Source organism: Mesorhizobium sp. LNHC252B00 (assembly GCF_000502955.1).
Classification (GTDB): Bacteria; Pseudomonadota; Alphaproteobacteria; order Rhizobiales; family Rhizobiaceae; genus Mesorhizobium.
The window spans coordinates 227,536-239,818 of the sequence record NZ_AYWO01000005.1; the positions used below are offsets into that span (position 1 = coordinate 227,536).

14 protein-coding genes and 1 pseudogene are annotated in these 12,283 nt (G+C 61.7%); 10 read left to right on the forward strand and 5 right to left on the reverse strand.

Translation table 11 applies throughout. From position 1 onward, the window contains the following. Nucleotides 1-207 precede the first annotated feature (207 nt). A complete protein-coding gene (xth, locus tag X744_RS160380) occupies nucleotides 208-1,026 on the forward strand; it encodes an exodeoxyribonuclease III (protein ID WP_050589500.1) in 819 nt (272 codons plus the stop codon). Between the two features lie 180 nt (nucleotides 1,027-1,206). Continuing rightward, nucleotides 1,207-1,788, forward strand: a complete 582-nt coding sequence (locus tag X744_RS160375; protein ID WP_348626153.1) for a cupin domain-containing protein — start codon at nucleotides 1,207-1,209, stop codon at nucleotides 1,786-1,788. A gap of 51 nt (nucleotides 1,789-1,839) precedes the next feature. On the opposite strand, the gene X744_RS160370 is transcribed toward X744_RS160375, so the two are convergent. Together X744_RS160370 and X744_RS1000000173505 are read right to left on the reverse strand one after the other, a co-directional pair. After that, nucleotides 1,840-2,367 carry a ferritin-like domain-containing protein gene (locus X744_RS160370; RefSeq protein ID WP_023758467.1) on the reverse strand — a complete coding sequence of 176 codons (528 nt, stop codon included), beginning with the start codon at nucleotides 2,365-2,367 and terminating at the stop codon, nucleotides 1,840-1,842. 257 nt (nucleotides 2,368-2,624) lie between these two features. Then, a pseudogene (locus tag X744_RS1000000173505) lies at nucleotides 2,625-2,819 on the reverse strand (helix-turn-helix domain-containing protein); the annotation flags it as partial. Nucleotides 2,820-3,601: 782 nt separating this feature from the next. Between X744_RS1000000173505 and pqqB the strand changes: the two are divergent. The 8 genes from pqqB to X744_RS160325 all read left to right on the forward strand — a co-directional run bounded on the left by pqqB (nucleotide 3,602) and on the right by X744_RS160325 (nucleotide 10,534). Continuing rightward, on the forward strand, nucleotides 3,602-4,528 hold the full coding sequence (gene pqqB, locus X744_RS160360) for a pyrroloquinoline quinone biosynthesis protein PqqB (protein WP_023758470.1): 927 nt from the start codon (nucleotides 3,602-3,604) through the stop codon (nucleotides 4,526-4,528). Beyond that, nucleotides 4,489-5,283, forward strand: a complete 795-nt coding sequence (gene pqqC / locus X744_RS160355; protein WP_156938502.1) for a pyrroloquinoline-quinone synthase PqqC — start codon at nucleotides 4,489-4,491, stop codon at nucleotides 5,281-5,283. Before pqqB ends, pqqC begins: the two co-directional genes overlap by 40 nt. After that, nucleotides 5,280-5,576, forward strand: coding sequence for a pyrroloquinoline quinone biosynthesis peptide chaperone PqqD (gene pqqD / locus X744_RS160350; RefSeq protein ID WP_023758472.1), 297 nt, complete (start codon nucleotides 5,280-5,282; stop codon nucleotides 5,574-5,576). The genes pqqC and pqqD overlap by 4 nt, the downstream gene beginning before the upstream one ends. After that, nucleotides 5,546-6,688 (forward strand): pyrroloquinoline quinone biosynthesis protein PqqE, encoded by a 1,143-nt coding sequence (gene pqqE / locus X744_RS160345; protein ID WP_050589501.1) that lies wholly within the window; start codon nucleotides 5,546-5,548, stop codon nucleotides 6,686-6,688. The genes pqqD and pqqE overlap by 31 nt, the downstream gene beginning before the upstream one ends. A gap of 150 nt (nucleotides 6,689-6,838) precedes the next feature. Further along, entirely contained in the window at nucleotides 6,839-8,056 is a 1,218-nt protein-coding gene (locus tag X744_RS160340; protein WP_084025301.1) for an ABC transporter substrate-binding protein, read from the forward strand. Beyond that, nucleotides 8,044-9,012: a PQQ-dependent catabolism-associated beta-propeller protein gene (locus X744_RS160335; RefSeq protein ID WP_023758475.1), complete on the forward strand. Its 969-nt coding sequence runs from the start codon at nucleotides 8,044-8,046 to the stop codon at nucleotides 9,010-9,012. Before X744_RS160340 ends, X744_RS160335 begins: the two co-directional genes overlap by 13 nt. After that, nucleotides 9,009-9,734 (forward strand): ATP-binding cassette domain-containing protein, encoded by a 726-nt coding sequence (locus tag X744_RS160330; protein ID WP_023758476.1) that lies wholly within the window; start codon nucleotides 9,009-9,011, stop codon nucleotides 9,732-9,734. The genes X744_RS160335 and X744_RS160330 overlap by 4 nt, the downstream gene beginning before the upstream one ends. Then, nucleotides 9,731-10,534 carry an ABC transporter permease gene (locus tag X744_RS160325; RefSeq protein ID WP_023758477.1) on the forward strand — a complete coding sequence of 268 codons (804 nt, stop codon included), beginning with the start codon at nucleotides 9,731-9,733 and terminating at the stop codon, nucleotides 10,532-10,534. Before X744_RS160330 ends, X744_RS160325 begins: the two co-directional genes overlap by 4 nt. 3 nt (nucleotides 10,535-10,537) lie before the next feature. Here X744_RS160325 and X744_RS0136405 read toward each other — a convergent pair whose 3' ends face one another. Genes X744_RS0136405 through X744_RS160315 form a run of 3 tightly spaced genes read right to left on the reverse strand, consistent with a single transcriptional unit; the run spans nucleotide 10,538 to nucleotide 12,283 of the window. Next, a complete protein-coding gene (locus X744_RS0136405) occupies nucleotides 10,538-11,053 on the reverse strand; it encodes a c-type cytochrome (RefSeq protein WP_245266520.1) in 516 nt (171 codons plus the stop codon). A gap of 4 nt (nucleotides 11,054-11,057) precedes the next feature. After that, nucleotides 11,058-11,945, reverse strand: coding sequence for a cytochrome c oxidase assembly protein (locus X744_RS160320; RefSeq protein ID WP_023758479.1), 888 nt, complete (start codon nucleotides 11,943-11,945; stop codon nucleotides 11,058-11,060). Next, on the reverse strand, nucleotides 11,942-12,283 hold the full coding sequence (locus tag X744_RS160315; protein ID WP_023758480.1) for a hypothetical protein: 342 nt from the start codon (nucleotides 12,281-12,283) through the stop codon (nucleotides 11,942-11,944). The genes X744_RS160320 and X744_RS160315 overlap by 4 nt, the downstream gene beginning before the upstream one ends.

The following is a 12,283-nucleotide window of genomic DNA, read 5'->3' on the forward strand; positions in this document are numbered from 1 at the left end:
AGGCTAGTTCGCGTCCCACAAAGGGGACGCAGAGGCGAGACATGTTATCGAGACACATGATCTGTCACCAGCGCAGGCGCGGGAGTCGGTACGTCGCTACGGAATGACTGGCGAAAGATTGTGACGAGGCCGCCAAGCCCCTACAAAGACCACTGAGGATCAACAACCAAGTCTTTCTTGCTCTCCAAGAGTTTGTCGAGAACTCGGATGATTCGCATCGCAACCTTCAACCTGAACGGCGTGAACGGTCGCCTGCCCGTGCTCATCAAGTGGCTGGGTCAGAACGACCACGACATCGTGTGCCTCCAGGAATTGAAGACCTCGGACGAGAAATTTCCCGCCGAAGCCATCAGGAACGCCGGTTACGGCGCGATCTGGCACGGGCAAAAGTCCTACAATGGTGTGGCCATACTCGCCCGGGGGAGGGAGCCGGTGGAACGTCGACGCGGCCTGCCAGGCGATCCCGACGATACCCACAGTCGGTATATCGAGGCCGAGGTGGATGGAATTGTGGTCGGCTGCCTCTATCTGCCCAACGGCAATCCAGCGCCCGGCCCGAAATTCGACTATAAGCTCCGCTGGTTCGACCGTCTGATCAGCTACGGTAAGCTACTGCTCAGGGAAGGTGTCGCGAGCGTTCTGTGCGGCGACTACAACGTCGTGCCAACGCCGATCGATGCCGTGGTACCAAGGCGTTGGCTAGGCGATGCAGTCTACTTTCCGGAGAGCCGGCAAGCCTACGCTGAAATGCTTGGTAACGGCTGGATCGATGCCGTTCGTCGCATCCATCCGGAGAAAGGCATCTACACCTATTGGAACTTCTCCTACCGGGGCGGTTATGATCGGAGTTCCGGCCTCCGGATGGACCATCTCCTCGTCAGCCCATCACTTTCGAACAGGCTACGTGATGCCGGCGTGGAAGCTGACGTGCGAGGTTGGGAAAAGCCGAGTGATCATGCGCCAGCCTGGATAGAACTCGACCTCTCCGCCCAGGTTGCGGGTCATGTCAATCGTGAGGCTGGATGATCGTCGCTCCCGGAAGCGAAGGGTTTCTTTGACATCGCGGCGCGGACCACGGCCATCCGGCAAAAGGAACAAAATGCGGGGCCGCCAGTTGAGATTCGTTGAGACCAGAGCGGCGGCGTCCTTACTGCTCTATCTAGCCCTTACAATCCAACGAGGATAGCAGTGGGTATTCTTGAAAGCGTGAAGAAGGCGGCCGAGCTAGCGACGGGTATTGGGCGACCGAGAACGCAAGAACTCGCCGAACTGGTGAGGTTGAAGAAACCGCTCGAATTTCGGTTCAAGGACGATGGCCTCGTGCCGAACCATCCGTTCTGGCCATTTGTCGTCTATCGTGGCGCCGTGAAGCCGATGGAGCAATTCGACTTCGCGGCCGTGCTGGAAGAGCTTTTCGAGGCGAATGGCTGGCGTGACAGCTGGCGCGACGGCATCTATCACTACGTTCATTACCATTCCCGCATACACGAGGTGCTTGGGGTTGCGCGCGGAACCGGCAGGGTTCGGTTCGGCGGCAAAAGGGGCCGGATATTATCCTTGAAGGCTGGCGACGTGGCCGTTCTACCGGCCGGCACCGGACACCAATGCCTCGGCGAGAGTGATGACTTTCTGGTGGTCGGTGCTTATCCGGCATCGGGGACTTATGACGAATGCACGACAGCCCAGGAACATGAGCGGGCATTGCAAACGATTCCCAAGGTTGGCCGTCCCCGGAAGGATCCAGTCTATGGGAGCAAAGGCCCGCTGCTGTCAGTATGGCCGAAATGACGACGACATGGCCCCGGCGGTCGCGCCGGGACCATTGAAACCCGTCTCAATTCAAGCCGCTTTCAGCTCGGCCGCCCGGTCGTTCACGCCGGCTTCGCCCAGAGACGTCAGGGCCTTATCTGTAGCTTTCTCTTCCTCGAGGGTCGCGCTCAGAAGTTCAACGATATCGTCCTTGCCAAGCGAGGTAGCCCACGCAATTAAAGTGCCGTAGCGCGCGATCTCGTAGTGCTCGACAGCCTGCGCGGCGCCGACGAGCCCGGCGTCAAGCGACTTCGAACCCTCATACTCCTCGAGAATTTCGGATCCCTCCTCGAGAATGCCGTCGATGGCCGGGCAGGTTTTCCCGCGCGCAGCCGCGCCGAGGATTTCGAAAACCTCCTCAAGCCGTTCCACCTGGGCTTCGGTTTCGGCACGATGCTTTTCGAAGGCTGCGGTGACCTGCCCGTCGTCCGCGCCCTTGGCCATCTTCGGCAAGGCCTTCAGAATTTTTTTCTCGGCGTAGTAGAGATCTTTGAGACCGTCGAGGAACAGATCCTCAAGGCTCTTGGTCTTCGCACTTGCCTTCTTAGTGGTTGCCATCGCTGTGTGCTCCTTGTTGGCTTGTTTCGCGTCGTGGGCATTTTCTAACTCGGAGAGAAGCTGGCAGTTCCCTTGCTGTCCAATTAAATGAGTCGTCCATGACACTTCGGCGCCAGTTCGGCATTTGGCCGTATCCGTCGTTTTCCACGCCGTTGTCAGCGCGAGGAGGGAGATGCCGATGTCTTCGATTTCCGCGCCCAACTCGGCCTATGCGCTGGCGGCGAGGCCGGTGAATGGCGGCAACCCTTCGCATCGCATTCGAAGTCTCCTGCGCGAACAAGATTTGGCCAATCCAGAGCATGTACCGTTGGGCCTAAGGTGGCGATGAGGCCCTTCCGTCGCAGTTCCTGAAGCATTCTGTTCACGTGGACCGTGGACAAACCCAGCGCATCTCCAAGCGCCGCCTGCGTAATCGGAATGTCGGCTATGTGATCCTTGATGCGTCCTACCGAANAAACCCAGCGCATCTCCAAGCGCCGCCTGCGTAATCGGAATGTCGGCTATGTGATCCTTGATGCGTCCTACCGAACGCAAGCGGTAGATCAGTTCACAAAGGATGTGAGCCATACGCGTGAAAGCCTCGCGCCTTCCGACATTGGTGACCCATTCCCTGTATATGGCCGCGTCGATCAGCGTCGAGCGCCAGAACGCGGTCGCGATGCGGGGGTGCTGTTCGCAAATGGCGCGCAGAGCATCGTGGCGCATGAAGCCTAACCGGGTCGGTATGAGCGTCGAAAAAGTGCAATCGATCACCGAGAGGTGCAAACTGTGCAGATCCGGGAGGTCGCCAGCCACGAGGGCAAGAAGCGCCGTAAAGGGGCCTATGCCATCGGCGACTTGGTCCAAGACGTCAGATGATGGCCTGGCGCCTGCATTACTGGTCGTTGCAATAGGCTTGGGTCTTCGGACTGGCAGCCGCCGGCCTAGGTTAGACGGTCGCGACAGATGGTCCACAGAAGGGGAGGCACGGTCTGGACCAAAAGACCCCATCGGGAACAAAGGCGCGGCTAGGAGCTTATGGGATTGGCCGCTCCATTCGCGGCAGCAAGATCGGAGAAGATCATGAAGAGGACTTGGAAGAAGCCCGTCATATGCGAAGTCGCGGCGGGCATGGAAATATCCCGCTATCTGCCTGCCGAAATCAAGAAGAAATGACGCACCGGCGGGTTCGGCATCGGCTGTGCTCGCTTGGTTGCCTGACACTGGTGCAATAGCAACTGGAGTTCGTCACGGCGTGTGGATTAGGATAATTGGATCCGCAGCGGGTGGCGGTTTTCCCCAGTGGAACGCCAACGACCGGCTCAACAGGGCGGCGCGAGCGGGCGCTCCCGGCGTCCGCTCGCGCCTTCAGACCAGTGTCGCGGCATCCTCAGACGGGCGACGGTGGATTCTTTTCAACGCGTCTCCAGACATCCGCCAGCAGATCGCGGATAATACGGAACTCCAGCCGCATTCGAATATGTCGGCCCGTGCCACGCCGATGGCCGCCGTGGTCGTGACCGGCGCCGAGGTCGACCAGATTGCGGGGCTCCTCAGCTTGCGCGAGCGACAATCCTTTGCCCTCTATGCAACCGAGCAGGTCCTTGCGGTCATCGCCTCCAATTCGATTTTCGATGTCCTCGATGCTCGGATTGTTTCGCGCCGCCGCCTTCCCGCTGAAGGCGTCGTTGATCTTCGCGATGCTGGGGGGGCGGAAATCGGCGTCCGCATCGAGGTCTTTCCCGTTCCCGGCAAGGTGGCGCTCTTTCTTGAAGATAACGGCCGACACGAGCTCCGTCACGCCGATGGCGGAACCATAGGGGTTCGCCTGATGGAAGGAAGCCGTTCGTTGCTCTTCGTCCCCGGCTGTACAGCCGTCGATGAAAGATTGCAGCAACGGATTGCCGGCGCCGACATGCTTCTCCTCGACGGTACGGTATTCACGAACGACGAGCTCATTACGGGCGGTGTTGGCGTGAAGACCGGAGCGCGCATGGGGCACATCGCCATGTCCGGGCCTGACGGTGCGATCGCACGTCTGAAGGATATACCGGTCGGTCGCCGCATCTTCATTCATATCAACAACACAAATCCAGTTTTGGACGAGACATCTCCTGAGCACTTGGCCGTGCGCGCGGCCGGATGGGAAATTGCGCAAGACCGGATGGAGCTTGTGCTGTGACCGATTTTTCCGATGTGGTCGGCAGCGGTCTTGACGCGCAAAATCTGCGCGCCGTACTTCTGCAAGTCGGTCACGAGCGCTATCACAACCGACACCCCTACCATCGCAGAATGGTGGAGGGAGCGATGTCAAAGGCCGAACTGCAAGCGTGGGCGCTCAACCGCTATTGCTATCAGGAGGCAATCCCGCGCAAGGATGCCATCATCCTCTCCCATGCCGAGGATCCGGCATTCAGGGCCGTATGGCGTCAGCGCATCGAGGACCATGACGGCAAGGACGGCCGGAGCGGCGGCATTGCGCGCTGGCTGCATCTCGCGACCTCGCTCGGTCTTTTGCCGGAAGAGGTGAAAAATCAACGGCTTGCGCTGCCTGCAACGCGCTTCGCGGTGGAAGCGTATGTCAATTTCTGCGCCTCCCATACCCTGCTCGAGGCAGTGGCGTCTTCCCTCACGGAACTTTTCTCGCCCGATATTATCGCCGAACGCGTGCCCGCCTTGCTGGCTCGGTACGACTTCGTCACCACCGACGCGCTCGCCTATTTCGACCGACGGCCAGACCAGGCCGCGCGCGATTCCGAATTCGCGCTGGACTACGTGCTTCGCCACGCCGACACGGCAGAACGCCAGCAGAAGGTTGTCAATTCCCTGGTTTTCAAATGCGATGTGCTTTGGGCGATGCTCGATGCACTCGACTACGCCTACGGGCGCGAGGGGATTGTGCCCCCTGGCTGCTTTCGTCCGGAGGCGATAAGATGACGGTGGACCGCCCAAGAGCGTTTGTATCGCGGCAATCTCTCCCGCGACTCGCGCCCTATGTACGCCTGCGCTTTGATCCGGTCCGGCATGCTTGGGCGGTGCTGTCTCCCGAGCGCGTTTTCTGGCCGGACGCAATCGGGCTGGACATCTTGCAGCGCTGTGACGGCAAGACGCCGTTCAGTGTTATGGTGATGTCTCTTGCTTTGGAATACGACGCCGACGGCGGGGAGATCGACCGTGACGTCGGCGCGTTTCTGCAACAATGGGCCGACCGGCTTTTGGTGCGGCTGTGACGGAGGTGCCGCTCCCACCCATCGCCATGCTGGCGGAGTTGACGCATCGCTGTCCTCTGCAGTGCCCCTACTGTTCCAATCCCCTCGATTTGCTAAAAGCCGACCGCGAAATGGCGACGGAATGCTGGCTCGACCTCTTCCAGCAAGCAGCGGATATGGGTGTTCTCCAGGTGCATCTTTCGGGTGGCGAGCCGATGCTGCGCCGGGATCTCGAACAATTTGTTTCGGCACTTGCGCATGCCGGTGTTTACACCAACCTCATCACCTCTGGTGTTGGCCTTGCCGGGGCCCGGCTGGAAGCACTTGCAGGTGCTGGACTGGACCATGTCCAGGTGAGTTTTCAGGGAGCCAACGCCGAAACGACCGCGCGCATCGGACGCCATTCCGGGGCTCACGCGAACAAGCTTGCTGCCGCCCGGCAGGCGCGGGAACTCGGGTTGGCGCTTACGATCAATGCGCCGATCCATCGGCACAACATCGCGCAAGTTCCGGACTACATCGAGCTGGCGCTCTCGCTTGGCGCCCAGCGGTTGGAGATCGCCAATATACAATATGCCGGTTGGGCGCTGCTCAATCGTCGTCATCTGCTGCCCGATCGCGCCTCGATAGAGCATCAGGCCGCGACTGTGGAGGAGGCACGGGCACGACTTGTCGGCGTGTTGGAGATCGATTTCGTCCTGGCCGACCATTTTGCCACCTATCCCAAGCCCTGCATGGGTGGTTGGGGACGCGATGCTTTCGTCATCGCACCGGACGGCGCCGTGCTGCCATGTCATGCGGCAGCGACCATTCCATCACTGCGCTTCGAGCGCTTCGGCTCGCGGCCGCTGGCCGATATCTGGCGGGACTCACCGGCATTCGAGGCCTTCCGCGGAACGAACTGGATGCTTGAGCCTTGCCGCAGCTGCGAGCGGCGTGAATTTGATTGGGGCGGCTGCCGTTGCCAGGCGCTGGCGCTGGCGGGCGATGCGGCTGCGACTGATCCCGCATGTGTCAGGTCGCCCCTCCATGCCGCGATTGCTACGCTGGTTGAGGAGGCCCTTTCGACATCCGAAGGCACCGGAGGAGACCTCATCGCGCCCTACGCCTTTCGCCGCATCGCCAGCGCTTAAGCTCTTATCGTACGTTGACAGCTGTGTCTGATCAGCCAGTTGCCACGAGGCATGACGATCCAGTGGAACCTTTTCGTTGGCCGGGAATTAATCCAACTCCCCGAATGTTCAGGGCCCGCCGTGCAGTTCCCTCGGTACAAGGATTGCTGGATGCACGACGACGGAGTCTCGCGGCGCCGGAGGCGCCGCGCAGAGAGGTTGGTCACCGCGCTTCTTGCTCTGTTGTTGTTTGTCGTTCCAGGCTCCGCCGAGCCTCAGCCGATAGCGATTGGCTATCTCGGCCAGACGCGCAGTCCGCCCATGCCGCTTGGGCCGCTGGACCATTTCGCCGCCGATGATGGGGTGCAAGGCGCCCGTCTCGGCATCGCCGATGACGATAGCACGGGCCGCTTTCTGGGACAGCGCTTCCGGCTGGTGGAGCGATCGCTGAAACCCGGCGAGCCGCCGCAGGACGCGATACGACAGTTTGCTGGCGAGGGGATCACCTTTGTCGTTGCCGATCTCGACGCGGGGCCGCTGACGCAAGCGCTTGCGGCCACGGGCGCCGAGCGGATGCTCCTGTTCAACAGCCGCGCCAGCGATGACTCATTGCGTCAGGAGGCATGCAGGAAAAACCTGCTGCACACTATTCCAAGCCGCGCCATGCTGGCCGATGGGCTGGCGCAATATCTCGCCTGGAAGGGCTGGCGGCACTGGTTCCTGCTTGTCGGTCCGCATCCGGAAGACCAGGCCATGGCTGCCGCCTTCCGGCGCGCAGCGGCGCGTTTCGGCGCGGAAATCTCCGTCGACCAAGCGTGGATCTTCCGACCAGCAAACGGCCGAGCCGACACAGGGCATGTCACCCTGCAAACGGAAATACCGGCCGCAACCCAGGTCGCCGACTACGACGTTCTCGTCGTCGCCGACGAGGCCGACGAGTTCGGCGCCTATCTCGAGGGCCGCACAGCATTGCCTCGGCCCGTCGTGGGCACGCAAGGGCTGGTGGCGACCGGCTGGAGCGCCGTTAATCAGGAGTGGGGTGCGACGCAACTGCAGGAGCGGTTCAGGCGACAGGCCGGACGCTGGATGATGTCGAGCGATTACGCCGCCTGGCTGGCAGTGCGGAGCGTCGGGGAGGCCGCGACGCGGCTGAACAGCGTCGATCCGGCAGCGATCAGTGTCTACATCCGAGGCAGTGAGTTTCTTCTCGCCGGGTTCAAGGGGCAGGGACTCAGCTTCCGTGCCTGGGACGGCCAGATGCGCCAGCCCATACTCATCGCTGGATCGCGGTTGCTGGTTTCCAGCTCGCCTCAGCCTGGCTTCCTGCACCAACGCACGCCGCTTGATACTCTGGGCATCGACCTGGAGGAGAGCACATGCAAGTCCTAATCGTGATTGTGGTCCCGCTGCTGTTGTCCGCTTTGGCCGGACCTGCCGCCGCCGAAACCATCTATGTCTCAAACGAGCAGGACAACACAGTGGCCGTCATCGATGGTGCAACCATGACGCTGTCGGCGACGATCGATGTCGGGCGCCGGCCACGCGGACTGGCACTCTCGGCCGACAAGAAGATACTTTTTGTCGCTGAAGGTGACGGCAACCGCATCGATGTCGTGGACCTCGCCAAGCGGCAAATTGTCGGCCAACTGCCCACAGGCGCCGATCCGGAATTCTTCGTGGTTCATCCCGACGGCAAGCGGCTGTTCGTCGCCAATGAGAACGACAACCTCGTATCCGTGGTCGACATCGCGGCCGCCCAGGTGATCGGTACGGTCGATGTCGGCGTCGAGCCAGAGGGCATGGCAGTCAGTCCCGACGGCCGTTACGTCGCCTGCACCTCGGAGACGTCAAGCATGGTGCACCTCATCGACGCGGGCAGCCTCGAACTGGTTGACAATCTGCTGGTCGACACACGGCCGCGGGCAGCCGCTTTCTCTCCGGACGGGAAGCGCTTGTGGGTGTCTTCCGAAATTCGCGGCACGGTAACGGTGTTCGACACCCTAACGCGTGCACAGACCGGCAAGGTCCAGTTTGAGGTGCAAGGCATTCGCCGTGAAGGCGTCCAAGCCGTAGGCATCGAGATGTCCCGCAACGGCGGCACTGCCTATGTCGCGCTTGGGCCAGCAAACCGCGTCGCCGAAGTCGATACCGGGACGCTGGCGGTGCGTCGGCTCTATCTTGTGGGCCAGCGACCTTGGCATGTCGCACTGTCGGACGATCAAAAACATCTGATCAGTGCCAACGGCAATTCCGGCGACATTTCCTTCATCGACCTGGAAAACGACGAAGTGCTCAAATCACTGCCCGTCGGGCGCGGCCCGTGGGGCGTCGTGGTTGGGCCATGAACGCTTTGTCGCTCGACAGTGTCAGTCACAGCTTCAAGCAGCGGCGAGTTCTGGACGCCGTCTCCTTTTCGGTTGCGCAGGGTAGGGTCTGCATCCTGCTCGGCCGCAACGGAGCCGGCAAGACAACGTTGTTCTCGCTCGTCACAGGTCTCTATCATGCCCGCTTCGGATCGGTGCAGGTATTCGGTCACGCGATGCGCACCGATCCTGCGGCCGCACTGGCCGCGATGGGAGTCGTATTCCAGCAGCAGACCCTCGACCTCGATCTCACGACCGCGGAGAATCTGCGCTATCACGCTGCCTTGCATGGGCTTGCCGCCGAAGTAGCGGAAGCCCGGATGCGCGAGGAGCTCGGCCGTCTCGCGGTTCTCGACAGGCTTCATGATCCCGTCCGATCTTTGTCTGGCGGCCAGCGGCGGCGCGTCGAAATCGCCCGTGCTTTGATGCACCGCCCGCGCATTCTCCTACTCGACGAACCAACCACGGGGCTCGATGTTCCGGGCCGTCAGGCACTCGCTCACCATGTGCATGGGCTATGCCGCGAGCGCGGCATAGCCGCGCTTTGGGCCACACATTTCCTGGAAGAGGTGACGCCTGAGGACGATGTCGTCGTGCTCCATGCTGGCCGCGTGCAATGGGCGGGCGGCGCCGACCGCATCGAGGCCGAGCTTGGCGTCGCCAGCATGACCGATGCCTTCGCGAAGCTCACGGCTGCGGCATGAAAAGGCGCCACGCGCTGCGAGCGCTCAACGGCATCTTCCATAGGGAGCTGCTACGTACCCTTCGGCAGCGCGGCCGATTGGTTTCGGCGATGGTCCGGCCGCTGGTCTGGCTTGCCATTTTCGCCGCCGGGTTCCGGTCCGTGCTTGGCTTGTCGACAACGCCGCCTTATCAGACCTATGTCCTCTACGAAGTTTATGTCGTGCCCGGGCTCGCCGCGATGATGCTTCTGTTTCACGCCATGGCAAGTTCGCTGGCGATGGTCTACGACCGCGAGATGGGCAGCATGCGCCTGTTGCTGACCGCGCCGTTACCGCGTTGGTATCTGCTCGGTGCCCGGCTGCTTGCCAGCGTCGTGGTCGGCCTGCCGCTTGTCTATCTGTTCCTGGTTGTCGCGCGCTACTGGGATGTGCGTCCGCCGATGCTCGGTTATCTCGCCGTGTTGCCAGCGCTTGTCCTTTCGGGGCTCATGCTGGGGGCTTTCGGCCTGCTTGTGTCGTCACTCTCCACGCAGATGGAAAATTTCGCCGGGGTGATGAACTTTGTCATTTTTCCCATGTTCTTCGCCTCGACGGCGCTTTACCCGCTTTGGCGGCTCGCCGAGGCCGGCCCGGTGCTTGCGACCGTGGCAATGCTCAATCCGTTCAGCCACGCGGTCGAACTGATCCGCTTCGCGCTTTATCTGCGCTTCACCCCGATCTCCTTCCTGGTCGTGCTGGCCTGCCTTTTGGTGTTTTTCCTCGCGGCAGTTGTCGGCTATGATCCAGGACGCGGCCTGTGGTCCCGGCGCGGCGATCAATGACCTTCATTTAAGCGCGTAGAGATAGGCGGCCACGTCCCGCGCCTCCTGTTCGGAAATGCCGGTCGAGGGCATTGCCGTGCGCGGGTTGACGTCTCTTGCCGCGCGAATCCACCGGATCATGTTTTCCGGATTGTTGGACAGGATGCCGCCGATATAGACGCGAGCGGCCAGACTGGCGTCCAGGCGCGGCCCGACCAGGCCTTGCGCGCCGGGCACACCGCTGATCGTGTGGCAACCGGCGCAACCGTTCGCCGACATGATCGGTACAGCCCGCGTGGCGATGCCACCGGTCGCTTCGTTCGCCTCGTGTTCGGCCCTCTCGGTACGTTGCTGCTGCCACCAGGCAAACGATGCCAGTATCACTGGCAATATAAGGAACATTGCCGCAACACAGATCCGGTTGGTCTTTCCCGATTGCTCGTGCCCACCCCCATCGGCGCCTTCCGTCCGTGAACCGGGCGATGCCACCGTCAAGCCGAGCATGGCTCCGGCCGCAGCCGCGCCGACCGTCAGCAGCATCATTCTAACCGGCGTTAAGGGCATGGGATGCCTCCCGGCCGGCTCTTTGCCCGCTTGAACGAATCCACAGTCCTGCCAGCAGCAACGCCGCACCGCCATAGACCAGCCCGGCCGGCACCCACATTATAAGCCCCGCGAGTTGCTGGTCTTCGAGCGGGCTGAGGCCCCAAATCTCAGCGCCGGTAGCGTTTGCAGGGTACCAGAGCCGCGGCGATACCAGGAGCAGAACACCGAGCAGCCCTGTGTGCAGGGAGGTTAAAAAGAGATGCATGACCGCGCTGCCATAGGCCTGTTCTCGGCCGTGCCGCGGCAGCAGCGCCCACCAGAACAACAATCCGGTACCGAGAAAGCTTGCATGCTGGGCATAGTGAAAAAAGCCGCGCTCGAGCGCCGCGTGGAACAGCGCTGGAACGTGCCACAGCCAAATGGCCACGCCGTGGAGCAGAGTGGCGGCTAGGGGGCGGCTTATCGCTGCCCAGGCCGCCTGAACCACACTTGCATGCCCGGCATGGCCAAATGGCCGTCGCAGCGATACCGGCAGCGCCCACATCATTGCCGCCGCCGGTAAAGAAGCGACCAGCAATGGCGCCGCAACGGCCATCAGCAATTCATGTTCGATCATATGCGCGGTGAACACGCGCTCGCCCAAGGCGTGGATCGGGCTGACCAGCGCTGCCGCCAGCGCGATCCACCCGGCTGCGAACAACAGCGCCTGGCGCACTCGCAAAAAGCGGCCGCGGTCGCTCCGCCGCCAGAGTCGCAGCGCTCCGCCCGCATAGATCAGCGCGACTGCCGCAAGCGGCAAAGTGATGGGCAGCGCCAGCGTCCATCCCGCCTCTTGCGAACCGGGGCCGTAGGAGATCGAAGTGGAGAAGAAGGCGTCTAAGCTCATCGCACGCACCAGTCGAGGATGAGCGCGGCGCTGCCTTGCATTATGATCACCAAGGCAAACAGCAGTGCGGACAACATGCCAAGGTTGGCAACGAACTGTTCTGTCCCTCGCGTGCGTTCTGGTTTGAACGCGGCACCGCCCAGCCGCTTTGCCCGCCATGACAAAGCACCGCCGAGCAGAGAAAACAGCGCCAGCGCCAAAGCGATGGGCAGCACGATCGGCACCTGGCGATTGCATTGCCAATGCACAAGCGAATAATTCAGTTGCGTCGATACCGCCCAGGCCAGTGGCCCTGAAAGAAGTCCGCCCCAAGAAGTGCCCAACACAACCGCACGCAT